Annotated in this window: 20 protein-coding genes; 5 read left to right on the top strand and 15 right to left on the bottom strand. The window is 77.7% G+C overall.

Annotation, left to right across the window (positions count from 1 at the left end; genetic code table 11):
• Positions 1–116: 116 nt before the first annotated feature.
• The 4 genes from ACI8AK_RS02035 to ACI8AK_RS02020 form a co-directional block, all read right to left on the bottom strand.
• The gene (locus tag ACI8AK_RS02035) at positions 117–281 is read right to left on the bottom strand and encodes a hypothetical protein (RefSeq protein WP_456903407.1); all 165 of its coding nucleotides are present in this window, start codon (positions 279–281) and stop codon (positions 117–119) included.
• Positions 282–355: 74 nt separating this feature from the next.
• Positions 356–703 carry a WhiB family transcriptional regulator gene (locus ACI8AK_RS02030; RefSeq protein ID WP_456950856.1) on the bottom strand — a complete coding sequence of 116 codons (348 nt, stop codon included), beginning with the start codon at positions 701–703 and terminating at the stop codon, positions 356–358.
• A gap of 145 nt (positions 704–848) precedes the next feature.
• The gene (locus ACI8AK_RS02025; protein WP_456950857.1) at positions 849–1,154 is read right to left on the bottom strand and encodes a hypothetical protein; all 306 of its coding nucleotides are present in this window, start codon (positions 1,152–1,154) and stop codon (positions 849–851) included.
• A gap of 193 nt (positions 1,155–1,347) precedes the next feature.
• The gene (locus tag ACI8AK_RS02020; RefSeq protein WP_456950858.1) at positions 1,348–3,387 is read right to left on the bottom strand and encodes an ATP-dependent helicase; all 2,040 of its coding nucleotides are present in this window, start codon (positions 3,385–3,387) and stop codon (positions 1,348–1,350) included.
• A 211-nt stretch (positions 3,388–3,598) separates the two neighbouring features.
• Between ACI8AK_RS02020 and ACI8AK_RS02015 the strand changes: the two genes are divergently transcribed.
• From ACI8AK_RS02015 to ACI8AK_RS02005, 3 genes are all read left to right on the top strand, one after another.
• Entirely contained in the window at positions 3,599–3,862 is a 264-nt protein-coding gene (locus ACI8AK_RS02015; RefSeq protein ID WP_456950859.1) for a mycoredoxin, read from the top strand.
• A 121-nt stretch (positions 3,863–3,983) separates the two neighbouring features.
• Positions 3,984–4,577, top strand: a complete 594-nt coding sequence (locus tag ACI8AK_RS02010; protein ID WP_456954943.1) for an ANTAR domain-containing protein — start codon at positions 3,984–3,986, stop codon at positions 4,575–4,577.
• 299 nt (positions 4,578–4,876) lie between these two features.
• The gene (locus tag ACI8AK_RS02005; RefSeq protein ID WP_456954942.1) at positions 4,877–5,224 is read left to right on the top strand and encodes a hypothetical protein; all 348 of its coding nucleotides are present in this window, start codon (positions 4,877–4,879) and stop codon (positions 5,222–5,224) included.
• Between the two features lies 1 nt (position 5,225).
• On the opposite strand, the gene nudC is transcribed toward ACI8AK_RS02005, so the two are convergent.
• Genes nudC through ACI8AK_RS01975 form a run of 6 tightly spaced genes read right to left on the bottom strand, consistent with a single transcriptional unit; the run spans position 5,226 to position 12,877 of the window.
• Positions 5,226–6,194, bottom strand: coding sequence for an NAD(+) diphosphatase (gene nudC, locus ACI8AK_RS02000; protein ID WP_456950862.1), 969 nt, complete (start codon positions 6,192–6,194; stop codon positions 5,226–5,228).
• Positions 6,191–7,570 carry a M16 family metallopeptidase gene (locus ACI8AK_RS01995; RefSeq protein WP_456950863.1) on the bottom strand — a complete coding sequence of 460 codons (1,380 nt, stop codon included), beginning with the start codon at positions 7,568–7,570 and terminating at the stop codon, positions 6,191–6,193. Before ACI8AK_RS01995 ends, nudC begins: the two co-directional genes overlap by 4 nt.
• Complete coding sequence (locus tag ACI8AK_RS01990; protein WP_456950864.1) at positions 7,567–8,877, bottom strand: M16 family metallopeptidase; 1,311 nt, start codon at positions 8,875–8,877, stop codon at positions 7,567–7,569. Before ACI8AK_RS01990 ends, ACI8AK_RS01995 begins: the two co-directional genes overlap by 4 nt.
• Positions 8,878–8,918: 41 nt before the next feature.
• Positions 8,919–9,815 carry a DUF2510 domain-containing protein gene (locus ACI8AK_RS01985; RefSeq protein WP_456950865.1) on the bottom strand — a complete coding sequence of 299 codons (897 nt, stop codon included), beginning with the start codon at positions 9,813–9,815 and terminating at the stop codon, positions 8,919–8,921.
• A 54-nt stretch (positions 9,816–9,869) separates the two neighbouring features.
• Positions 9,870–11,477: a serine/threonine-protein kinase gene (locus tag ACI8AK_RS01980; RefSeq protein WP_456950866.1), complete on the bottom strand. Its 1,608-nt coding sequence runs from the start codon at positions 11,475–11,477 to the stop codon at positions 9,870–9,872.
• Positions 11,474–12,877, bottom strand: a complete 1,404-nt coding sequence (locus ACI8AK_RS01975; protein WP_456954941.1) for a M20/M25/M40 family metallo-hydrolase — start codon at positions 12,875–12,877, stop codon at positions 11,474–11,476. Before ACI8AK_RS01975 ends, ACI8AK_RS01980 begins: the two co-directional genes overlap by 4 nt.
• A 45-nt stretch (positions 12,878–12,922) precedes the next feature.
• On the opposite strand from ACI8AK_RS01975, the gene ACI8AK_RS01970 reads away from it, so the two are divergent.
• Positions 12,923–13,759 carry an alpha/beta fold hydrolase gene (locus tag ACI8AK_RS01970; RefSeq protein WP_456950868.1) on the top strand — a complete coding sequence of 279 codons (837 nt, stop codon included), beginning with the start codon at positions 12,923–12,925 and terminating at the stop codon, positions 13,757–13,759.
• Positions 13,756–14,286 carry a GNAT family N-acetyltransferase gene (locus ACI8AK_RS01965; protein WP_456950869.1) on the top strand — a complete coding sequence of 177 codons (531 nt, stop codon included), beginning with the start codon at positions 13,756–13,758 and terminating at the stop codon, positions 14,284–14,286. The genes ACI8AK_RS01970 and ACI8AK_RS01965 overlap by 4 nt, the downstream gene beginning before the upstream one ends.
• A 127-nt stretch (positions 14,287–14,413) precedes the next feature.
• Here the strand turns inward: ACI8AK_RS01965 and ACI8AK_RS01960 are convergent, their stop codons facing one another.
• The 5 genes from ACI8AK_RS01960 to ACI8AK_RS01940 all read right to left on the bottom strand — a co-directional run bounded on the left by ACI8AK_RS01960 (position 14,414) and on the right by ACI8AK_RS01940 (position 23,464).
• Positions 14,414–14,908, bottom strand: a complete 495-nt coding sequence (locus ACI8AK_RS01960; RefSeq protein WP_456903396.1) for a GNAT family N-acetyltransferase — start codon at positions 14,906–14,908, stop codon at positions 14,414–14,416.
• 406 nt (positions 14,909–15,314) lie between these two features.
• Positions 15,315–18,731: an ATP-dependent helicase gene (locus ACI8AK_RS01955; protein WP_456950870.1), complete on the bottom strand. Its 3,417-nt coding sequence runs from the start codon at positions 18,729–18,731 to the stop codon at positions 15,315–15,317.
• A 16-nt stretch (positions 18,732–18,747) separates the two neighbouring features.
• The gene (locus tag ACI8AK_RS01950) at positions 18,748–21,936 is read right to left on the bottom strand and encodes an ATP-dependent helicase (RefSeq protein WP_456954940.1); all 3,189 of its coding nucleotides are present in this window, start codon (positions 21,934–21,936) and stop codon (positions 18,748–18,750) included.
• Between the two features lie 305 nt (positions 21,937–22,241).
• Positions 22,242–22,574 carry an MGMT family protein gene (locus ACI8AK_RS01945; RefSeq protein WP_387990390.1) on the bottom strand — a complete coding sequence of 111 codons (333 nt, stop codon included), beginning with the start codon at positions 22,572–22,574 and terminating at the stop codon, positions 22,242–22,244.
• Positions 22,571–23,464 carry a hypothetical protein gene (locus ACI8AK_RS01940; protein ID WP_456954939.1) on the bottom strand — a complete coding sequence of 298 codons (894 nt, stop codon included), beginning with the start codon at positions 23,462–23,464 and terminating at the stop codon, positions 22,571–22,573. The genes ACI8AK_RS01945 and ACI8AK_RS01940 overlap by 4 nt, the downstream gene beginning before the upstream one ends.
• Positions 23,465–23,487: the final 23 nt, after the last annotated feature.

Below are 23,487 nucleotides of genomic sequence, written 5' to 3'. Positions count from 1 at the left end.
CCGACCGGGCCCGGGACGACGAGAGGCCGGGCTCCCGACGCACCGGGAGCGTCGGGAGCCCGGCCTCGACCGGGAGGGCCCGGCGTGCTGCCGGGCCCCTGAGGGGGCGCCGCCGTTCAGCGGACGGCGGCGCTGGCCCGCGCGGCACGCCGGCTGGCGTACTCCGCGCGGCGGGCCCACCGGCGGGCGGCCCGCAGCCGGCGCACGCGGCCGGCGGCGTCGGCCTCGGCGCGCAGCTCGCGCAGCCGCGTGGTGGCCAGGTCGTACTCGTACGTGGTCATCTCGGGTCCTCGGTGCTCGTCGGGCGTCGGTGCCCGATCGGATGGCTGTCGCTGTCGGCTGTCGCCGTCACGGCTCACGCCGCGACGACCTTGCGGGGACGGCCCCGCGGGCGCTTGCGCGGGATGACCACACCCCGCTCGAAGATCTCGCCGCCCCAGACGCCCCACGGCTCGCCGCGGTCCAGGGCGCCGGCCAGGCAGGCGTCGCGGACCGGGCACTCCCCGCACAGGACCTTGGCCTGCTCGAGCAGCGCGGGGCTCTCGGCGAACCACAGGTCCGGGTCGTCGGTCCCGCGGCACGGCAGGGGGCGCCGCACCGGAGCCGGGGCCAGGGGGACGTGCGGCGTCCTCGGGGTGGCGCCGCCGGTCCGGGGGAGCCCGGGTCGGCGGTGGGACGTCGGGCGGTCGATCGTCTGCTGCACTGCCGCTCCTCCTCGTACTCGTCGTCTGCGCGGCCGGCGGGGGCCCGCCGACCGGGTGGTCGGGGCCGGGTGCCGCGGAGGAAAGACGAAGGCCGCGGATCCCGGGGTTCGGGTTCCGCGGCCTCGAGGAGGACCGGTCGAGCGGCTAGCTCTGCGGTCTCCCCGGGGAGTGGATCCCGAGGGTGTGGCGCTGCTTGGAGATGTGGGTGCGGAGGGCATCGGTGCCGCCGACGCCGGGGCCGAACTCGCCGCCGGTGGGCAGACCGGTCCCCTGGACCGGAGCGGTGGGCGCAGCGACGGCGGTGCCGGTCAGGTCGAACGGCGTCATCGACCGGACCACGGCGTAGCGCGGCCGCGCGGACGGGACGGCGCCGGTCAGGGCCGGACGCACGTCGAGGGCGCCCCAGGCGGAGACCCCGGCGGGGGCGAGGACGCAGCGCATGTCGATCATCGGTACCCCTCCTCCCGGGGTCGGAGTCCGGCGGTCGGGCCGGGCTCGGTCTGGCGCGCCCGCGGTCGTCCGTCGGGCGCAGGCAGGACAGTAGGGAAGGTCACCGCAGCGGCGCAACGCAATTAACGGGCGCGTCCTCCGATGGCGTGGGACGCGCCGGTCCGGCCGTGCGGTGGGCACGGCCGGTGACCGGTCAGCCGCCGACGGTGGCGAGGACGTCCTCGCCGTACATCTCCAGCTTGCGGGCGCCGATGCCGGGGAGCCCGGACAGCTCGCGGATGCTGGTCGGCTTCGCCTCGGCGATGGCCTGCAGGGTGGCGTCGGTGAACACGACGTAGGCGGGCACCGAGGCGGCCTGCGCGGTGCTGCTGCGCCAGGCGCGCAGCCGCTCGAAGATCTCCCCGGCCTCCCCCTCGAGCACGACCTTGGCCCGCTTGGTCCTCCGGGGCGGCGGCGGGGCCGACGGCGTGGAGCCGGGCACCAGGCCGTCGAGGAAGCGGCTGCGCGGCCGGGCCCGCTTGGCACCGGGGTTGCGCGCCAGCGACCAGGAGAGGGTGAGCTGCTCGCGGGCGCGGGTGACCGCGACGTAGAGCAGCCGGCGCTCCTCCTCCACCGCCTCCGGCCGCGACAGCGACTGAGAGATGGGCAGCACGCCGTCGACCAGGCCGACCACGAAGACGGCGTCCCACTCCAGGCCCTTGGCCGCGTGCATCGACGCCAGCGTCACGCCCTGGACGGTCGGCGCGTGCTGGGCGTCGGCCCGTTCGGCGAGGTGGGCGACGAAGCGCGGGAGGTCGGTGGTCGGGTCCTCGGCCACCAGGTCGACGGCGAGGTCGACCAGCGCGGCCAGCGACTGCCAGCGGTCGCGGGCCGCTCCCCCGGCCGGCGGGCGGTGCTCCACCCAGCCGGTCGAGGCGAGCACGTCGCGCACCGTGGGCACCAGCGCGCCGGGCTCGTGGCCGCCGGCGGCCGCGCCGCGCAGCAGGACGACCGCCTCGCGGACCTCGGGCCGCTCGAAGAACCGCTCCCCGCCCTTGAGGACGTAGGGCACGCCGGCGTCGGCCAGCGCCGACTCGTAGACCTGGGACTGGGCGTTGATGCGGAACAGCACCGCGATCTCCGACGCCGGCGTCCCGCTCTCGACGAGCGCGCGGCAGGCCTGGGCGACCGCGGCGGCCTCGGCGGGCTCGTCGGTGTGCTCGAAGAAGCGCGGCTCGGGGCCCTCGGCCCGCTGGCCGAGGAGCTTGAGCCGGAAGATGCTCTTGCGTTCCGGCGCCTGCCCGATGAGCTTGTTCGCCAGCCCCACCACCTGCGGTGTCGAGCGGTAGTCGCGCTCGAGCTTGACCACCGCGGCGTCGGGATAGCGGTCGGCGAAGCCCAGGAGGTAGTCGGGGTCGGCCCCGGTGAAGGAGTAGATGGTCTGGTTGGGGTCGCCGACGACGCAGACGTCGGCCCGCCCGCCCAGCCAGGCGTCGAGCAGCCGCTGCTGCAGCGGGTTGACGTCCTGGTACTCGTCGACGACGAAGTGGCGGTACTGCGCGCGCACCTGCCGGGCGACGTCGGGGTGCTCCTCCAGCGCGAACGCGGTGACCAGGAGCAGGTCCTCGAAGTCCAGTGCGCCGTCGCGCTGCTTGGCCGACTCGTAGGAGGCGTACACGCGGGCGACGGCGGCGGCGTCGAACGGCGGCTCGCGCCCGGCGGCCGCGGCCCGGGCCGGGTAGTCCTCCGGGGTGGCCAGCGTGGTCTTGGCCCACTCGATCTCGCTGGCGAGGTCGCGCAGGCTGGTCCGGTCGGTGGTCAGCCGGTTGCGGGTGGCCGCCGAGGCGACGACCCGCAGCTTGTTCTCGATCAGCGGCGGCAGCGGGCCGCCGAGCACGCGCGGCGCGAAGTAGCGCAGCTGGCGCATCGCCGCCGCGTGGAAGGTGCGGGCCTGCACCCCGCCGACGCCGAGACCGGCCAGCCGGGTGCGCAGCTCCCCGGCCGCACGGGCGGTGAAGGTCACCGCGAGCACCTGCTCGGGGACGAACGCGCCGGTGTGCACGCCGTAGGCGATGCGGTGGGTGATCGTGCGGGTCTTGCCCGTCCCCGCACCGGCGAGGATGCACACCGGGCCGGTGACCGCCGAGGCGGCCTCGCGCTGCTCCTCGTCGAGCCCGGCCAGGACCGCCTCGGCGCCGGCGGAGGTCCCCGCGGACCCGGGGGTCGCCAGGGGCGCGTCGGCTGTCCGGGGCATGCGGCGGTTCCTCCGAGGGCACAGGGGACGGCGGCCGGCGGACCGCTCCTGCGAGTGTCCCAGCCCGGGACGACAGACGGCGGGGACACCCCGGCGCCTGGGGACGGCCGGTGCGCCCGGGGACGGGGAGGCCGGGAAGAGGCGACGGGCCCGCGGTGTTGGCCCCCTGGGACGTCGTCGCGTCCCCGCCCCGATCCCTGGAGGACCCCGAGTGACTGCCGCGCCCGCCGCCGTGACGATGTACACCACCACCTGGTGCGGGTACTGCGTGCGGCTCAAGAAGCTCATGCAGGTCGAGGGCATCGGCTACGCCGAGGTCGACATCGAGCGCGACGCCGCCGCGGCGGAGGTCGTCATGAACGCCAACGGCGGCAACCGCACCGTCCCGACCCTGGTCTTCGCCGACGGCAGCGCGCTGACCAACCCGAGCATCGACCAGGTCAAGGCGCGGCTCGCGCAGCAGTCGGACGCCTGATCGGCGGGTGCTGCAGGGGCCGCGGCCCCCGGCGGTGCATCATCGTCCCCCGGCGGGTCGCGACCGTGGCACGCCGACGTCCCCCCGGCCCACCGGCCGAGCACCCGCGGGAGCCGCTGTCGTGACCTCGGACGCCGTGCACCTCCCCGTGTCCGCAGCGACCTCGGAGGAGCCGCCCGCCGACCAGCCCTCCGTCGTGCTCGCCCGGACCGGCCGCGGCTGGAGCGTCCTGTCCCCCGGCCGCGCCGACGACGTCGCCGACCTGCTGGAGGGGCTGTCGCTGGCCGACCTCGTCGCCGAGGAGCTCGACGGCCCGGCCGATCCCGACCGCGCGACGCGCCGCGCCGCCCGGGGGACGGCCGACGCCGGGCCGGACGGCGACCCCCGGGACGCCCGGATCGCCGCGCTCGAGCGGACCGTCGCCCAGCTGGAGCACGCGCTGGCCTCCCGGGTCGCCACCGAGCGGGCCATCGGCGTGCTCGCCGAGCGGCAGGGCACCACGCCACGGGCGGCGTTCGAGGCGCTGCGCACCCAGGCCCGGTCGCTCGGGCGGCCGGTGCACGAGCTCGCCCGCGAGGTGCTCGAGCCCCTCGACGGGGTGGCCGCCGAGCCGGCCGCGGCCCTGCCGCCGGTCCCCCGCCGCCCGCCGGGCCGGCGGGTCCCGCACGCGCCGGGCCGCCCCGGCCCCGCCGTGCCCGCGGACGGCCGCCGCTGAGCGGTCCGCAGCCGCTGACCCCGGGCGCGCTGGCCGACCGGCTGGCCGCCCTCCTCGCCGACGTCGGACCGGAGCCGGGCGCGGCCGCCCTGCGCGTCGCCGTCGACGGGCCCGACGTCGCCGAGCCGGAGGGCCTGGCCCGGGCGGTCGCCGAGCGGCTGCCCGCGCTCGGCCGGCCGGCCGTCGTCGTCCCGGCCGCCGGGTTCCTCCGGCCGGCCTCCCTGCGGTTCGAGCACGGCCGCACCGATCCCGACGCCCGCTACACCGACTGGCTCGACGCCGGCGCGCTGGCCCGCGAGGTGCTCGACCGGGTGGGTCCCGGCGGGCCGGCCGAGTACCTGCCGGTCCTGTGGGACGTCGACCGCGACCGCGCCGCGCGGGCCGGCTACCGCCCGATGCCGTCGCGGGGGGTGCTGCTGGTCCCCGGCCCGCTGCTGCAGGGCGTGGGGCTCGCCTTCGACGTCGTCGTGCACCTGCGGGTGGCGCCGGCCGCGCGCAGGCGGCGCTTCCCCGCGGAGCAGGCGTGGGAGCTGCCCGCCTTCGACCGCTACGACGACGAGGTCGACCCCGTGCTGCTCGCCGACGCCGTGGTGCTGGCCGACCGCCCCGAGCACCCCGCGCTGGTCCTGCAGGGCCGCTTCGCCTGACTCAGTCGAGCTCGCCGGCCACCCAGCGGTCGATGATGTGCCGGGCGATCGAGACCGGCGGCGGCAGCGCGGCGGGCCCGCGGCCCGAGCGCAGCTCCTCGCGGGTCCACCAGCGGGCCTCCTCGATCTCGGTCGGGTCCAGCCGCAGCTCCAGGTCCCCCTCGGCGCGCGCCACGAAGCCGAGCATCAGCGACTGCGGGAACGGCCAGGGCTGGCTGCTCACGTAGCGGACGTCGGTGACCGCCAGCCCGACCTCCTCGGCGACCTCGCGGGCCACCGCGCCCTCGGCGGACTCCCCCGGCTCGACGAACCCGGCGAGGATCGAGAACCGCCCGGGCGGCCACACCGCCTGCCGGCCCAGCACGCAGCGGTCGCCGCCGTCGTGGACCAGCATGATCACCGCGGGGTCGGTGCGGGGGAACAGCTCGGTGCCGGTGACCGGGTCGCGCTGCACCCAGCCGGCCCGCTCGATCGTCGTCGCGGCACCGGACAGCGGGCTGAACCGGGCCCGCTCGTGCCACTCCAGGATGCCGACGGCCTCCGCGAGCAGGCCGGCGTCGAGGTCGCCGAGGTCGGCGCCCACCTCGCGCAGCCCGGTCCACAGGTCCACCGGGCGGCCGTTGACCGTCAGCGCCCGCTCGCCGCGGACCGCCGCGTAGGGGACGCCGCCGGCCTCGCCGAGGTACACCGCGCCCGCCGGCAGGGCCGGCTGCTCGTCCCACACCAGCTCGGGGCCGCCGTCGGTCTCGCGCACCGGGACGGCGCGGCGCTCGTCGACGGTGAGCACCCGCACCGGCCGCCCGCGGCTGGGGTCCTCCAGCGACCGGCCGAGGTGGTCGCGGTCGTGCGCCGAGCGGGACAGCACCGGCACCGTGCCCGTCGTGTCGGGCGTGCCGGCCGGCCAGAACCCGCGCACGGCCTCCGGCGAGGCGACGTCGTCGGGCGTGCTGCCGCCCGGCGGGACGCTCACGCCGGGTCCGGCGCGGCTGCGGCGCTGGCGGTGACGTCGACCGGGCCGAGGGCCCGCAGCGCGTCGGTGACCCGCTCGGCGTCCCCGACGACGACGGCGGTCAGCGCGGCCGGCGCCAGGTGGCGGCGGGAGGCCTCCTGCACCTGCTCGACGGTGACCTCGGCCAGCGCCCGCTGGTGCTCGGCCAGCCACTCCGCGGACAGGCCCGACCCGGCCAGCGCGGACAGCGTGCCGGCCAGCCCGGCGTGCGTGGCGGTCGACAGCGCCATGCTGCCGAGCACGTAGCGGCGGGCGGCGTCCAGCTCGGCCTCGGTGACCGGCGCCAGCGCCATCCGGCCCAGCTCGGCCCACGTCTCGAGGAACGCGGCGCCGGTGACCTCGGTGGCGACGTCGGCCTCGACGAGGAACGACGAGGCCGCGGCCAGGTGGTCGACGGCGCTGCGCGGGCTGTACGAGTAGCCGCGCCGCTCCCGGATGTTCTCGACCAGCCGCGAGGAGAAGTAGCCGCCGAACACCGTGCTCGCCAGCCGGACGGCGGGCAGGTCGGGGTCGGTGCGGCCGGGCGCCGGCCCGCCGAGGCGGATGTTGGACTGCACCGCGCCCGGCCGGTCGACCACCTCGAGGTGGCCCGGGGCGAGCGTCGGGGCGGGCTTGGCGCCGGCCGCGGCGCCCTCCCCCGTCCAGCCGCCGAGCGCCTCGGCGACGGCGTCGGTGGCCGCGGCGACGTCGAGGTCGCCGACGAGCACCAGCGTGCTGCCGGCGGGCAGCAGCCGCTCGCGGTGCAGCTTGCGCAGCGCGGGGGCGGTCACCTTGCCGACCAGCTCGGGCGCGGGGAGCTGCGCGGCGTAGGGGTGGGTGCCGTAGCGGCGGGCGGCCAGCGCGGTGCGGGCGATGACGCCGGGCTGGGAGCGGGCGATGGCGATCCGCTCGGCCACCCGGTCGCGCTCGGCCTCGACCTGGTCGCCCGGGTAGGCGGCGTCGGTGAGCACCTCGGCGAGCACCCCGAGGACCGGGGCCAGCCCCTCGGACAGCAGCGTGGTGGAGAACAGCAGCCGGTCGGGGTCGGCGGCCACGGTCAGCTCGGCGCCGTGGCCCTGCAGCGCCTCGGCGACGGCGGTGGCGTCGCGCCGCCCGGTGCCGAGCAGCACCGCGCCGGAGAGCACCGAGGACCGGGCGGCGTGCTGGAGGGCGCCGCGCGGGGAGGTCGCGGCGAACGGCACGCGCAGCCGCAGCTCGACCAGCGGCACGCCGGGCCGCGGCACGACGACGACGGCCAGCCCGTTGGGCAGCGTCGTCGTCGCGACCTCGGGGACCGGCTGCGGGCGCGGCTCGCCCAGCGGCGGGATCAGGCCCAGGTCGAGGACGGGGGCGCTCATCGGGCTCCTCCGGTGGCGCGCAGCTCGAGGATCGCGGCGGTGCCGGGATCGAGTCCCTTGGCGGCGACCTGCACCGCGTCGGGGGTGACCGCGGCCAGCCGGGCGGCGAGCTCGCCGGCCAGCTCGGCGCGGCCGTGGACGAGCTCGGCGCCGGCGAAGGCCAGGGTGCGGCCGAGCACCGAGTCGGCCTGGCGCAGCAGCTGCGCGCTGGTGCGGGCCTGCACCCGGGCCAGCTCCTCGGCGCTCACGCCCTCGGTGGCGACCCGGCCGATCTCCTCGTGCACCGCGGCCAGGACGTCCTCGACCGGGACGGCGGCCGGGTGGTGCACCTGGGTGGTGAGCAGCGTGGCGTCGCGGACGTCGAAGGGGTCGCCGAACAGGCCCACGTAGCTGCTCTGCGCCACGGCCAGGCGGTCGTCGTGCACCAGCCGGCGCTCCAGCCGGGAGGCGTCGCCCTCGCTGAGCAGCTCGGCGAGCAGCACGGTGCCCAGGTAGGTGTCGAGGTCGCCGACCGGGTCGGGCACCCGCCAGCCCAGGGCGACGGCGGGCGCGGGGGCCAGCCGGTCCTCGACGACGTCGCGGCGCACCGTCGTCGGCGAGGGCTCGCCGGTGTAGGGGATGGGCGGCACCTCGCGGGCCTCCACCGGGCCGAACCAGCGGCGGACCAGCCGTTCGGTCTCGCCGACGTCGAGGTCGCCGCCGATGCACAGCACCGCGTTGCCCGGTGCGTAGTAGCGGGAGAAGAAGTCCTCGGCGTCGGCGACCGTGGAGCTCTCCAGGTCGACGAAGGAGCCGTAGCCGTCGTGGGTGTTGGCGAAGCTCTCGAACGCGATCTGCGGCAGCTGCAGCCACGGGAAGGCGCCGTAGGGCCGGTTGAGCACGTTGACCCGGATCTCCTCCTTGACCACGTCGATCTGGTTGCGGAGGTTCTCCTCGGTGATGGCCGGGGCGGCCATCCGGTCGGCCTCGAGGAACAGCGCGCGCTCGAGCGCCTCGGCCGGCAGCGCCTCGTAGTAGTTCGTGTAGTCCTGGTGGGTCGAGCCGTTGAACGTGCCGCCGGCGGCCTGCACCAGACGGGCGTGCTCCATCTTCGGCACGTGTGCCGAGCCCTGGAACATGACGTGCTCGAAGAGGTGGGCGAAGCCGGTGCGGCCCTCCGGCTCGTTGCGCATGCCCACGTCGTAGGAGACGGTCACGGCGACGACCGGCACGCTGCGGTCGGGCGCGAGGACCACTCGCAGCCCGTTGTCGAGCGTGAAGCGCTCCACCGGGTGCCGCAGTGTCAGGTCGGCTCCCGCTGCTGTCACGGACCGACAGTAACCACGCGGGACGACGCCGCGCCGGGCGCCTACAGCACGTCGATGTCGGCGACGACCCGGTCGATGGTCCCGTACAGCTCGGCGTGCGTGTTGGGGATCGAGACGTAGAGCAGCGCGGGGTCGGGCCGGCCGACGTCGACGACCAGCAGCGCCGCCCGCTCACCGGTGGAGTCGTAGCCCTCGACGTCCCAGGTGAGCTGGAACTCGACCAGGTGCGCCGCGTGGCCGTCGACGGTCAGCGCCTCGTCGCGCAGCACCTCCCGCTCGTTCGGGTACGGGTAGTAGGCCGCGCGCACGCTGTCGGCCAGCGCCGTCACCGTCGCCTGCTCGCTGCCCGGGCCGGTCCAGCCGTAGCCGTCGGAGACCGGTCCCGACGTGCACTGGGCGATGAAGTTGCCGCCGTCGGGGGTCTGCTCCTGGGTGATGAAGTACTGCCCGGCGATGGTGCGGGTCTCGGGCATGGAGCCGAGGTCGTACTCGTACCAGCCGTTGCCGAGGAAGGGGTAGGAGATGCCCGCCTCCTCGTCGATGATCCGCACGGTGCCGGGCGGGAACGTCGGGCCGGCCGGCGGGGAGCCGGCGACCGGCGGGTCGGTCTCGGTGCCCTGCCCGGTGGCGCTGCCCCCGGACAGGCCGACGACCAGCGCGACGACGACCACGGCGACGACGGCCAGCAGCGATCCCCCGACCCACCAGGCCGTGCGGGGCCGCCGGACCGGCTCCGACGACGGGCCCGGCTGCCAGGACCCGCCGTCCCGGGGCGACGGGGGCGCGGCCACCGGCGGCGCCTGGACGGCGACCCCGGGTCCGGCCGGCGTCGTGACGTCGGACCACGTCTCCCCGTTCCACCAGCGCACCACCCCGGGAGCGCCGTCGGGGTCGGGGTACCACCCCGCGGGTGCGCGCGTCAGCCCAGGTCCGGTCACGGGGGGCAGCGTAGGGCGGGAGGCGCGCCGTCCCGGGCTGCCGCGGCGTGCAGGTCAGTCGTGGCCGCGGTCGGCGTCGTCGTCCCACCAGCCGCGCAGGGTGGAGAGGCCGTCCACGCCGCCGCCGCGCAGCTCGGCCACGGCGTAGGTCCCGAGGTCGTCCCACGTCCAGGCGAACACGGTGTCCCCCTCGTCGTCCACCCAGCAGGCCGCCCGGCCGACCTCGGTGCCGTCGTCGTCGAGGACGGGGAACCAGCCGGTGGGCCCGGGGGCGCCCTCGTACTCCGGTCCGCAGTCGAAGCGGTCGTCGAGCCGGTCGAGCCCCCGGGTGTCGGCGGCGAGGGCCCGTGCGGCGCCGTCGCCGTCGTGCGCCGCGTAGGTGACCGCGGACGGCCCGTCCTCCTCCGGGTCGCCCGGGCAGCTGAGCTCCCGGAGGACGCCGTCGGCGGGCTCCTCCGCGGTGCACGCCGCGGGGTCGGTGCCGGCCGCCAGTGCGGTGGCGACCAGCCGCTGGCCGGCCGCCCGGGCGTCCTCGCGGGCGTCGTCGAGCCGGAGGACCACCGCGGCCAGCGCCCCGGCGAGCGCGAGAGCGAGGACCGCGCCGAGCCCGGCGAGCACCCACGGCAGGCGGGCGGGCCGCCGCGGGACCGGTGGGCGCGGCCCGACGGGAGTGGGCGGCGCGGCCGGGTGGCCCGTCTCCTGCTGCCGGGTGACCGCGCGGGCCGGGGCGCCGTCGGCGGCCGGGCCCACCGCCGTCCCGGCGTCGCTCCCGGGGACGGGGACGCCGCTCTCGGCCAGCGCGGCGCGCGCGGCGGCGGCCATGGCCCCGGCCGTGGGCCAGCGCCGGTCGCGGTCCTTGGCCAGGCCCCGCAGGACCACCGCGTCCAGCGCCGGCGGGACACCCGGGGCCAGGGACGACGGCGGGGGCGGCGGCTCGTGGACGTGCGCGGCCATCAGCGCCACCGGGTCGTCGCCGGCGAACGGCCGCCTCCCGGTGAGCGCCTCGAACAGCACGCACGCCAGCGAGTAGACGTCGGCGCGGGCGTCGAGCGGGCCGGAGCCGAACCGCTCGGGCGCCATGTACTCGGTGCTGCCCACGGCCATGCCGGTGCCGGTCAGCGCCGGGCCGGTGGCGTCGGCCGAGGTGCGGGCGATGCCGAAGTCGGCGAGGTAGCAGAAGTCCTCACCGGGCGCCGACGCCGCCAGGTCGCCGCCGTCGGCGCGGGCGACCAGCAGCACGTTGGAGGGCTTGACGTCGCGGTGCACCAGGCCGCCGGCGTGCGCGGCGTCGAGCGCGCGGGCCACCTGGCCGACGACGTCGACCGCGCGGGCCGGGGACAGCCGCCCGGCGCGGCGCAGCAGCGAGGCGAGGTCCTCCCCCTCGACCAGCCGCATGTCGAGGAACAGCTGGCCGTCGACCTCGCCGTACCGGTGGATGGGGACGACGTGCGGCTCGTTCAGCCGCGCGGCGATGCGGGCCTCGCGGCGGAACCGCTCGCGGTAGCTCTCGTCGGCGGCCCACTGCGGGTGCAGCACCTTGAGGGCGACGTCGCGCTCGTGCTCGCCGTCGTGGGCGCGCAGCACCTGGCCCATGCCGCCGCGGCCGAGCACGCCGAGCACCCGGTAGGGGCCGAAGCGCCCGCCGCCCGCCGGCGCGGTCACCGCGCGGCCAGCTCCCGCCACAGGTGGGCCGCGGCCTCGGCGCCGCGGTGCAGCATCGGCAGCAGCACCCGCTCGTTCGGTGAGTGGATGCGGTCGGTGGGCAGGCCGGCGCCGAGGGAGACCAGCGGCGCGCCCAGCACCTCGACGAGGTCGGCCTCCGGGCCGCTGCCGCCCTCGCGGGTGAACAGCACGTCGTCCGGGGCGGTGTCGAAGGCCTGGCCGATGGCGCGCAGCAGGGCGCCCGTGTGGGGCGAGTCGAGGTCGCTCGCGCACGGGGCGACGCCGCCGGGCGGGGTGTGCACCTCGGCCGTGATCCCCTCGGGCAGGTGCTGCTCGACCCACGCGCGCAGCATCGGGCCGACGTCCTCGGGCCGCTGGTCGGCGACCAGCCGGAAGGTCAGCTTGGCGTGCGCCTCGGCCGGGACGATGGTCTTGTGGCCGGGGCCGGTGTAGCCGCCCCACATGCCGTTGACCTCGGCGGTCGGGCGGGCGCCGATCCGTTCCAGCGTGCTGAACCCGGCCTCGCCGGCGGTGGCGCGGGAGGCGGCCGGCCCGGCCAGCCAGGCGGCCTCGTCGAAGGGCACGCGGGCCATGAGCTCGCGCTCGCGGTCGGTCAGCTCCCGGACCTCCGCGTAGAAGCCGGGGAGGGTGACCCGGCCCTGCTCGTCGTGCAGCGCCGCGAGCAGGGACGCCATCGCGTGCAGCGGGTTGGGCACGCCGCCGCCGAAGGACCCGGAGTGCAGGTCGACGGCGGGGCCGCGCAGGGTGATCTCGGCGTCGGCCAGGCCGCGCATGGCGACGACGGCGCTGGGCACGTCGGGGGCGGCCATGCCGGTGTCGCTGACGACGACGACGTCGCAGGCCAGCCGGTCGGCGCGCTCGCGCAGCAGGTCGGCGAAGTGCGGCGAGCCGGACTCCTCCTCGCCCTCGACGAGCAGCTTCACCGTGACGGCCGGGGTGTCGCGGCCGGTGGCGGCCAGGTGCGCGCGGATGCCGAGCAGGTGGAAGGCGACGTTGCCCTTGTCGTCGATGGCGCCGCGCGCGTGCAGCTCGGGGCCGGCCGGGGTCTCGACGCGGGTCGGCTCGAACGGCGGGTGGTCCCACAGCTCCAGGGGGTCGACCGGCTGCACGTCGTGGTGGCCGTAGACCAGCGCGACCGGCGCGTCGTCGTCGGCGCTGGGCCACTCGGCGTAGACGGCGGGGGCGCCCGGCGTCGGCCAGATCTCGACGACGGGGAACCCGGTGCGGCGCAGCGCCCCGGCCAGCCACTCCGCGCTCGCCGCGACGTCGCCGGCGTGCGCCGGGTCGGCCGAGACGGAGGGGATGCGCAGCCAGGCGTCGAGGTCGGCGTGGAGGTCGTCGAGGTGGGCCTGCACGAAGTCGCGTTCCGGGCTCGTCACGAGCGCGACGGTAGCGGCGCACCGGCACCGGATACGTTGCGACCCATGGCCGGAGAACTGCTGCGGGTGGACGTCGGTGACCTGACCTTCGACGTGCGGGCCGACGGCCCCGGGGACGGGCGGCCGGTGGTGCTGCTGCACGGCTTCCCCGAGACCTCGGCGTCGTGGGCCGCGGTGACGCCGCGGCTGGCCGAGGCGGGGCTGCGCACCTACGCCGTCGACCAGCTCGGCTACTCCCCCGGCGCGCGGCCGCTCGACGTCGACTCGTATGCGCTGCCCCACCTCGTGCAGGTCACCGCCGACCTCATGACGGCGATGGACGTCCCGGTCGCCGACGTCGTCGGGCACGACTGGGGCGCCAACGTGGCCTGGGCGCTGGCCGGCTGGCACCCCGACCGGGTGCGGTCGCTGACCGCCGTCTCGGTGCCGCACCCGACGGCGTTCACCGCGGCGTACCGCTCCGACCCGGAGCAGAGGGAGCGCTCGTCCTACATCCGGCTGTTCTGGCAGGAGGGCAAGGCCGAGGAGGTGCTGCTGGCCGACGGCGCCCGCCGGCTGCGGCGGATGTACGGGGACGCGGTCGCCCCCGAGGCGGTCGACGAGTACGTGGCCGTGCTGTCCGCGCCGGGGGCGCTCACCGCCGCGCTCAACTGGTACCGGGCGATGAGCTCGTCGACACCGGTGGACGACGTGACGGTGCCGACCACCTTCGTGTGGAGCGACGCCGACATCGCCATCGGCCGGATCGCCGCCGAGGGCTGCGGGTCCTTCGTCGCCGGCGACTACCGCTTCGTGGAGCTGCCCGGCGTGAGCCACTGGATCCCCGAGCAGGCGCCCGACCAGCTCGCCGCCGCGATCCTGGACCGCATCGCCTCCTCGTGACCGTGCGGCTGCGCGTCCCCACCGCCGAGGACGCCGACGCCTGGACCGACCTGTTCGACGACGCGGAGGTCATGCGGTACGTCGGCAGCGGCGAGGTGCGGGACCGGGCGTGGTACGCGGCGTTCGTGGCACGGCAGCAGGCGCTGGCGGTGAGCACCGGCCTCTGCCTGTTCTCCGTGCTCGTCGGGGACGAGGTCGTCGGCTTCACCGGCGTCCAGCCCTGGGCGCAGCCGTGGGGACCGACCGGGGTGCCCGAGGTCGGCTGGCGGCTGGGCCGCCGGTTCTGGGGGCGCGGCCTCGCGACGGAGGCGGCGGCGATCGCGCTGGACCGGGCTCGGGTGCTCGGGGTGCCGCGGGTCGTCGCGATGGTGCACGCGGACAACGCCGCATCGCTGGCGGTCGCCCGGAAGGTCGGTCTCACCGAGGAGGCGGTCCTCCGGGCGCCGTCCGGGGTGCCCGTGCTGCAGTACGGCACGGCACCGGCCTCGGTGAGCACCGACACCCCGGACGCCGCCCCCGACGCCTGATGCCCGCCTGAGCCGTCCGTTCCCCGTCCACGGGCCCTGCCGCGCCACGCACCCGATCGCAGGGTCCGGTGCGCACCGGCCGGGCCCGCGTCCGCTCGGGGCACGTCGCCGTGGAACGGGCGGGGAGTCAGAGCAGCCGGTAGTAGCGGACCAGCGGGAGTGCGGTGAAACCGGCGGCCTCGTAGGTCCGCCGGGCCGGCGCGTGCCCCGGGTCGCCGCCGGTGCCGATCGCGACGATCCGGACACCGGCGCGACGCAACTGGTCGACGCCGTCGTCGAGGAGCGCACGCCCGATGCCGCGCCGCTGGACCACCGGGTCGACGGCGAGCATCTCGACCTCCCCGCCGTCCGGCTCGTCGTGCGTCTCGTCGTGCACCACGACGGCGACGAAGCCGACCGGCCGGCCGTCGTCGACCGCCACCCGCACGCGCATCCCCGCGTCGCGCAGCACCCGGGCGACGGCGGCCGCCTGGGAGGCCCGCCAGTCGGGGTACAGGTGCCGGTACACCGCCCGGCCGAGGACCGCCTCGAAGGACGCGAAGACCGGCGCCCACGCGCGCAGCGACAGGGCGACGACGCCGTCGACGTCGGCGTCCTCGAGGTCCCGGATCACGACGGTCACCCCGTCAGGCTGGCCCGCACGTCAACCGGGTCCCCGGACGGCAGGACCGGGCCGGCGACCCGGTCGGTCCCCGTCGAGGTCGAGGAACTCCCCGGACTGCGGGAGGTGCCGGCGCAGCTCCTCGACGGTCAGCGGCACCGACCAGCACCGGCGTCCCGGCGCGACGAGGTGCCGAGGAGCCGCTGCAGCAGCTCGCGGGCGGGCGGGCGGGCAGCCGATCGAGCACAGCCGGTGGCCCGTCCCGGTGCGGACCTCCTCGGCGACGTACCCGACGGCGAACGCCCGGAACGGCGTCTCCAGGACCTCCGGCCGGACGCCGCCGCGGTGGTACGGGATCGCGGTCTGAACACGGCGTCTCCTCCCCCGTGCGCCCCGCCCCGGGGCCGTCACGGGTTCCGGCGTCCGCTCACGTCTCCTCCTCGGGCGGCGGGGGCAGCTCCTCGTCGTCGGGCTCCGGCGGCGGGGGCAGCTCGTCGTCGGGCTCCGGCGGCAGCTCCTCGTGGGTGGCCTCCCCCGTGACCAGGGCGAGCAGGCCGGCCTCGTCGAGCAGGTCGACCGGGCGCACGGTGACGCCGGCGGCGACGTGGTGGAAGCCCGCGCTCACCTTCTCCACCGGGACGCCGGTCAGCCGCGACCAGCCCAGCCGGTAGGCGGCCAGCTGCACCGCTGCCGCCGAGAGCTCCGCGCCCGACGGCGGCGGGCCGGTCTTCCAGTCGACGACCTCGAAGCCGCCGTCGCCGTCGGCGAAGACGGCGTCGATGCGCCCGCGCAGGGTGAGCGGACCCAGCGGCGTCTCGAACGGCACCTCCACCTCGACCGGCTGCCGGTCGGCCCAGGGGCCGGCGAGGAACGCCGCCTGCAGGGCGCCCAGCGCGCCGTCGGGCGCCGCGGACCCGTCGCCGGAGCCGGGCAGCTCGTCGAGGTCGAGCAGCCGGGAGACGCCGAAGCGCTCCTCCAGCCAGGCGTGGAACGCCGTCCCCCGGCGGGCCAGCGGCGCGGGCGCCGACGGCATCGGCCGGCGCAGCCGGCGGGCCAGCTCGGCCGGGTCGCGACGCAGCGCGACCAGCTCCGACACCGACAGGTGGCTGGGCAGCGGCACCTCGACGGTCGGCCGCGCGGTTCGGCGGCGCTCGCGCAGCAGCAGGTCGGCCTCGCGCACCCACTGCTCGACCACCGGGTCGGACGTGCCCAGCGCGGCCGCCGGGTCCAGCGGGTGCGGGGCGGCGCCCGTGACCAGCTCCGCGGCGGCGGTGAGCGCGCGGCGGCGCGGCGGGGACAGCGGGTCGGCCGGCCACACCCCGACCGGCCACTCCTCCAGCGCGGGGTTGGTCGCGTCCTCCTCCGGCCGCTCGGCCCAGGCGACGACCACGCCCGCGCCGGCGGTGCACGCCCGCCGGACGGTGTCGAGCAGCACCGAGGGCCCGTTGGGCTTCACGCCCTCGCGCCACCAGCTGCCCGAGCACAGCAGCAGGTGCTTGGCGCGGGTGACCGCGACGTAGCCCAGCCGGATCTCCTCGGCCTCGCCGAAGGCCTTCCACTCCTCCACGTAGTCCTCGAGCGCCGCGCGCACCGCCGCCTGGTCGCCGGAGCCGGGCACCGGCAGCCGGAGCTGCGGCAGCTCGGCGCGGTCGGTGGTGCGCAGGTCGACCGGGATCGCGCCGGGGTCCTTGACCCAGGAGTCGCTGGTGTCGGTGCGCGAGGGGAACTGGTCGGCGGTCATGCCGGGCACGGCGACGACGTCCCACTCCAGGCCCTTGGCCGAGTGCACGGTGAGCAGCTGCACCGACTCGGGGTCGACCGCCACCTCGCCGGGCTCCAGGCCGCGCTCGCGCTCCTCGGCGTCGCGCAGGTAGCCGAGGAACGCCGGCAGCGAGGGCAGCTCGGCCAGCTCGGTGAACTCGGCGGCGACGGCGTGCAGCGCGTCCAGGTGCGCCCGCGCCGCCCCGGGGCTCACGCCGGGCGTGCTGGCCAGCTCGGTCTCCAGGCCGAGGGTCCGGGCGACCTCGTCGACCAGGTCCGGCAGCGACTCCCCCAGCCGCCCGCGCAGGTGGGCGAGCTCCCCCGCGAGCCGGCGCAGCCGGCGGTACGCCGCGCGCGAGTAGGCGCCGGGGTCGCCGAGGTCGTCGAGCGCCTCGACGATGCTGCCCCGCTCGGAGCGCCGGACCGGCTCGTCGTCGTCCCCGTCCGGCCTGCGCGCGTGCACCAGCGCGCGGGCGCGGGCCTCCAGCGCCGCGAGGTCGCGCGGGCCGATCCGCCACCGGGCGCCGGTGAGCAGCCGGCCCAGGGCGTCGCCGGCGGAGGGGTCGACCAGGACGGTGAGGGTGGCGACGACGTCGGACACCTCGGGCACCTCGAGCAGCCCGCCGAGCCCGACGACGGTCACCGGCAGCCCGCGGGCGCGCAGCGCGGCGGCGATGCCGGGCAGCTGCTTGCGGGTGCGGACGAGCACCGCCGTCGTCGGCGGGCGGCCGCCGGGCCGGGGCGGCAGCGCGGGGTCCTCGCCGCGCCAGCAGGCGGCCAGCCGGTCGGCGAGCGCCTCGGTCTCCTCGGCCACCGTCGCGTACAGCCCGGCGAGGACGGTGCCGGGCCCGGCGGCGGGCCGGGCGGTGAGGTCCGGCAGCGCCACGACCGGCGCGGGCAGGAGCCCGGCGACGGCGTTGGCGACGTCGAGCACCGCGCCGTCGTTGCGCCAGCTCGTGGCCAGCGTGAGCCGCTGCGCACCCTTCCCGCGGGCGCCGGGGAAGGTGCGGTCGAAGCGCTCGATCGTCCCGGACGAGGCGCCGCGCCAGCCGTAGATCGACTGGCGCGGGTCGCCGACGGCGAGCACCGCGTGCCCGGTGGCCCGCCCGAACAGCGCCTCGAGCATCCGCAGCTGGCCGACGCTGGTGTCCTGGTACTCGTCGAGGAGCACGATCCGCCAGCGCGCCCGCTCGCGGCGGCCCACCTCGGGCGCGGAGACGGCGATCCGCGCGGCCAGCGCGACCTGGTCGGAGTGGTCGATCGCCCCGGCGGCGCGCTTGCGCCCCTCGAACGCCTCGACCAGCGGCAGCAGCGCCACCCGGGCGCGCTGCCGGGCGAGCATCTCGACCACCGGCTTGTAGGGGCCGCGCTTGCCCTTCGCGTCGGGGTAGCCGGCCACCTGCGCCTCCAGGCGCGCGGTCCAGGTCCGCAGCGCCGCGGGGCTGACGTCGTGCTCGCCGAGCTCGGCGGCCAGCGCCAGCACGTCCTCGGTGGTGGTCAGCGGGCTCAGCGGGACGTCGTCCATGTCGCCGGTCCAGCCGGACACGACGGCGGCCGCCTGCCCCCAGCACATGGCGGGGCCGAGCACGCCGGCGCCGGGCTCGACGCCGATCCGCAGCCCGTGCTCGGAGACCAGCGAGGCGGCGTACCCGTGGTAGGTCGACACCGTCGGCACCGCGACGGCCAGCCGCTCCCTGAGCTGCGGGTCGGTCTCGGGGTGGCGGGCGAGGGCACCCAGCCGCAGCCGGATCCGCTCGTTGAGCTCGCTGGCCGCCTTGCGGGTGAACGTGAGCCCGAGGATCTCCTCCGGCGCGACCAGCTCGTTGGCGACCAGCCAGCACACCCGGGCGGCCATCGTCTCGGTCTTGCCCGATCCCGCCCCGGCGACGACGACCAGCGGCCGGTCGGCGGGCGCGGACACCACCCCGGCCTGCTCCGGCGAGGGCGCGTACGACAGCCCGCAGCGGGCCGCCACCTCGGCCGGGTCGAGCAGCCGCCTCGGCTTCACCGGCTCGGCGACCGCCGGGCCCAGGAGGTCGTCGAAGGAGAGCTGCTCGTCGGGCGTGGGCGCGCGCCGGCTCACCGGCGTCCCCGCCGGGTCACGCGGTGACCTGCCGGCCGCGCTCGTGCAGCGGGCAGCTGCGCCGCGCCGGGCACCGCCCGCAGTGGCTGCCGGTGCGCACCTCGAAGGTGGCCGCGCCCATGCCCTCGCCGACCTCGGCGACCAGTTGCCCCGCCCACGTCTCCCCCAGCGGCACGTTCGGCGGCAGCGCGTCCTGCGCCTGCTCCTTCGCCCTCGTCCCGGTACCCACCTGCAGCAGCGAGGCCCCGCCCGGGGCGCTGCCGTGGTCGCCGAACGCGCCGGCGGCCACCGCCACCTGGTAGGCGGCCAGCTGCCCGTGGGTGTCGACCTCCTTGGCGTGCGTGCGGCCGGTCTTGAGGTCGACGACGACCAGCCGGCCCGCGGCGTCGCGCTCCAGCCGGTCCACCTGGCCGCGGATGCGCGCCCGCCCGACGGTGACGTCGAAGTCGGCCTCGGCGGCGAGCAGCTCGCGGCGGTTGGCGGTGTGCCAGCCGAGGAAGCGCTCGAGCATGTCGCGGGCGGCGACCCGCTGCCGCTGGTCGGCCCAGCCGGGGCCGAGGTCGAGGGCGTCGAGCTCCTCGGCCAGCGCGGCCCGCGCCTCGGCGGGCGGCAGCCCCTCGGCCACCTTCTGCGCGACCGCGTGCACCGCCGAGCCGACCGTGCGGTGCGACTCCGGGGCGGCCTCGGCGCCGACCGCGCCGAGCACCCACTTCAGCGGGCAGCGCTGGAAGGTCTCGATCGCCGAGGGGCGCACCCGCACCACCTGGTCGTCGGGCACCAGCGGGGCGTCGTCGGACAGCGGCGCCAGGCCCCACCAGTCCTCCGGGGAGGCGCCGGGCACGCCCTCGGCGGCCAGCCGGCGCAGCACCGCCGCGGCCGCCGAGCGGCGGGCCGGGTCGGTCTGCGGGTCGCTGACCGCGCGGCGCAGCTCGGCCACCAGCGCCGGCAGCGTGAGCGAACGCGGCAGCGGCGTGAGCGGCCGGCCGTCGTCCGGCGGGGCGACGACGAGGTCGAGGAAGCGGGAGGCGGTGGCCCCGGCGTCGGGACCGTCCAGCGCGCCCTCGACGGCGGTGACCACCAGCCGCTTCCGGGCGCGGGTGGCGGCGACGTAGAACAGCCGCCGCTCCTCGGCGAGCATCTGCGTGCGCCGGTCCACCGACGTGCCGTCGATGCCGGCCACCCGCTCCACCAGCAGCTCGGTGCCGAGCAGCGTGCCGCGGTCGCGCAGGTCGGGCCAGATGCCCTCCTGCACACCGGTGACGCACACGACGTCCCACTCCAGACCCTTGGACGCGTGCGCGGTGAGCAGCCGGACGGCGTCGGTGGCGGCGTCGCGCTCGGCGCCGGTGAGGCCCGGCAGCTCCTGGGCCGACAGGTGCTCGACGAACGCGCCGACGGTGGCCGACGGCAGCCGGTCGACGAACCCGGCCGCGGCGTCGAACAGCGCGACGACGGCGTCGAGGTCGCGGTCGGCGGCGGCGCCGGCGGCTCCCCCGGCGGCGCTGGCCCGCGCCCACCGGCCCGCCAGGCCGCTGCGCTGCCACATCGCCCACAGCACGTCCTCGGCGGACCCGTCGCGGGCGAGCGCGACCCGGCCGGCGGCGAGCACCGCGGCCACCCGGCGGGCCGGGCGGGCCACCGCCTCGGGCAGCTCCTCCAGCAGCGGCGCGTCGGCCAGCGCGGTGGCCAGCGGGGTGCCGCGCTCGTCGGCGTCCACGCCGCGCTGGGCCTGCGCGATCCGCACCGCCCGGCGCAGCCGGCGCAGGTCGAGGACCGTGGCGCCGCCGAGCGGGGACGCCAGCAGCGCCTCGGCGCCGGGCTCGTCGAGGGCCAGCGCCCCGGGCTCGTCGCCGGGCCGGGGCAGCAGCGCGGTCAGCGCCGCCAGCAGCGGCGCGACGGCCGGCTGCGCGGCCAGCGGCAGGTCGTCGGTGGACACCTCGACCGGCACGCCCGCCGACGTCAGCGCGCGCCGCAGCGGGCCGATGGCCAGCACGGTGCGGACGACGACGGCCATGTCCGACCACGGGACGCCGTCGACGAGGTGGGCGCGGCGCAGGGTGTCGGCGACGTAGGCGGCCTCGACGGCGGCCGAGCCGAACACGTGCACCTCGGCGCGGCCCGCGTCGGCGCCCTCGACCGCCTGCAGGCGGCGGTGCTCCCACGGGCCGGGGAGCGCCTCGGCGACCCGGCGGCTGACCTCCAGCAGCGCCGGACCCGAGCGGCGGCTGACGCCGAGCGAGAGCCGCTGCGCGGGCCGGCCGTCGACGGTGCGGAACCGGTCGGGGAACTCGACGATGCCGCGCGGCTCGGCGCCGCGGAACGCGTAGATCGCCTGGTCGGGGTCGCCGACGACGACCAGGTCGCCGCCGCCCCCGGCGAGCAGCTCCAGCAGCTCGACCTGCGCGGGGTCGGTGTCCTGGTACTCGTCGACGAACAGCCAGCGGGCCCGCGCGCGCTCCTGGCGCAGCAGCTCGGGGTCGTCCTCCAGCTCGGCGATCGCGGCCCGGACCAGCTCGGCGGGGTCGTAGCCGGAGGCGTCGCCGCCGCCGGCCGTGGAGAAGGCGGTGACCGCCTCGTACTGCTCCTGGAACGCCGCGGCGTGCAGCCACGCGTCGGTGCCGGTCTCGCGGCCCCACGCGGCCAGCAGCTCGGGGTCCACGCCGCGCTCGGTGGCCCGCAGCAGCAGCTCGCGCAGCTCGCCGCGGAACCCGGCGGTGGCCAGCGCCGGCAGCAGCGACGCCGGCCAGCGGACCGCACCCTCCCCGGCGAGGTCACCGCGCAGCAGCTCGGCGACGACGGCGTCCTGCTCGGCGGCGGTGAGCAGCCGGGGCGGGGCCTCGCCGCGCAGCAGCGCCGCCCGCCGCAGCACGCCGTACGCGTAGGAGTGGAAGGTGCGGGCCAGCGGCTCGCGGATGGTGCGGGCGACCCGCGCGGTGATGCGGGTGCGCAGCTCGGCGGCGGCCTTGCGGCTGAAGGTCAGGACGAGGACCTGCTCGGGGTCGACGCCGCGGTCGATGCGGGCGGCGACGGCCTCGACGATCGTCGTCGTCTTGCCGGTGCCGGGGCCGGCGAGCACCAGCAGCGGGCCGCCGGCGTGGTCGACGACGGCCTGCTGGGTGGGGTCCAGCCGCGGCGGCGCCACCGGTTCCCGGTGCGGCTGCACGAGCCGGTAGACCGGCGCACCCTCGTCCCCCCGCAGTGCCACCCTCCGATGACACCACGACTCACCGACAGCGCCGCAGAGCGCTTCGTCACGCGGGCGGGTCCCCGACCCGGTACCGGTGCCCGGTCTGGCCGGGGAGGCGGTCCGGCAGCACCTCCTCCACCGGCCGCCGGAGGCGCCCTCCTGCCCGGTGCCCCGGTTCCGGTCGTCGCCGCCGAGGGTGCGGGCGCCGACCGGCACCGCGCCGGCGCGGGCCACGAGCCGGCCCGCCGTCGGGTCCGGGGCGGCCAGCTGCGGGGTCGGCCAGGCCGTGTCGCCGCCCGGGCCGGCGATGGAGCCGCCCGGCCTCAGGGCCAGGCGACGGCGGCCAGGTCGACCCGGCCGTCGCGTACCGGCACGCCCTCCCCGGCCAGGAGCTGCAGCTGGCGCACCCGCACCGGCTCGGCGCAGGTGCCGTCGGCGCGGACCACCCGGTACCAGGGCACCGCCGCCCCGCCGCCGCCACCGGACAGCGCGCGGGCCACCCGCCGGGGCCCGACGCCGACCAGCCGGCCGATCGCCCCGTAGGTGCTCACCCGGCCCGGCGGGATCGACTCGACGGCGTCGTACACCGCCTCGTCGACGTCGGCGGCGTCCACCGCGGACGGGCGGCGCGGCTCCCCGGGCGGCCGGGGGCTCACAGTCGGTAGTCGCTGTGCGCCTGCCACCAGGCGTAGAGCGCGGCGAGGTCGGCCTGCGTGCCACCCGGCGCCCCGACGATGCCCTCGACGAGGGCCGCGTCGTCGGTCCAGGTGATGACCACCGCGTTGTTCTCGGTGTCGATGGCGCACGCCACCAGGCCGCTGTTGCTCCCGCCGCCCCACGAGCCGATGCCGGTCGTCGCGGTGCAGTCCTGACCCTCGGGGAGCTGCGCCAGCCCCTGGTTCGAGGCGTCGTCCGTGAACACCGCGTCCATCGTCGCCTTGTCGGGGTACTGGAAGAACTCGGCCTGCTGCGGACCGGGCTGGGTGGTGCTCGCGCCGCACGACGCGTGGGCGACGTCGCCGTCGCCGGCGAGCGCGGCCTCCGTGCAGTCGGTGAAGTCGACCGGGAGGATCGCCAGCAGGTCCCCGCCGGGCCCGGACCCACCCGTCGTCGGGGCCGCGCTGGTCGACGACGACGGCGCACTCGGGGACGGGCGTGACGACGTGCCGGCCGACGACTCGGCCGAGGTGGTCGTGGCGCCGGCCGCGGGGGCCGGGTCGTCGTCCCGGAGGACGACGAACAGGACGACCGCGGCGGCGACCACGAGGACCAGAGCGGCGACGAGGCCGATGACCAGCCCGCGCCGGTTGCGTCCCGGTCCCGGGCCCCCGGGCTGCCCGTACGGGGCCGGCTGCCCGTACTGACCGGGCTGGCCGTACTGGCCCGGCGGCCCGTACGGACCGGGCTGGCCGTACTGGCCCGGCTGGCCCTGGCCGTACTGACCCGGCTGGCCGTACTGACCCGGCTGGCCCTGGCCGTACTGGCCCGGCTGGCCCTGACCGTACGGATCCGGCTGACCGGACGGGCCGTAGGGCGGCTGACTCATGGGGACCTCCCGCTGACGTGCCC

The sequence above is a fragment of the Geodermatophilus sp. SYSU D00867 genome (genome assembly GCF_054050315.1).
This window is presented reverse-complemented; position numbering and strand designations above follow the sequence as displayed.

Bases quoted from the DNA above. Each gene is read 5' to 3' on its own strand.
- ACI8AK_RS01995 (WP_456950863.1), bottom strand. From the start codon at position 7,570: ATGAGCGCCCCCGTCCTCGACCTGGGCCTGATCCCGCCGCTGGGCGAG.
- ACI8AK_RS02020 (WP_456950858.1), bottom strand. From the start codon at position 3,387: ATGCCCCGGACAGCCGACGCGCCCCTGGCGACCCCCGGGTCCGCGGGG.
- ACI8AK_RS01970 (WP_456950868.1), top strand. From the start codon at position 12,923: ATGGCCGGAGAACTGCTGCGGGTGGACGTCGGTGACCTGACCTTCGAC.
- ACI8AK_RS01940 (WP_456954939.1), bottom strand. From the start codon at position 23,464: ATGAGTCAGCCGCCCTACGGCCCGTCCGGTCAGCCGGATCCGTACGGT.
- ACI8AK_RS02025 (WP_456950857.1), bottom strand. From the start codon at position 1,154: ATGATCGACATGCGCTGCGTCCTCGCCCCCGCCGGGGTCTCCGCCTGG.
- ACI8AK_RS02035 (WP_456903407.1), bottom strand. From the start codon at position 281: ATGACCACGTACGAGTACGACCTGGCCACCACGCGGCTGCGCGAGCTG.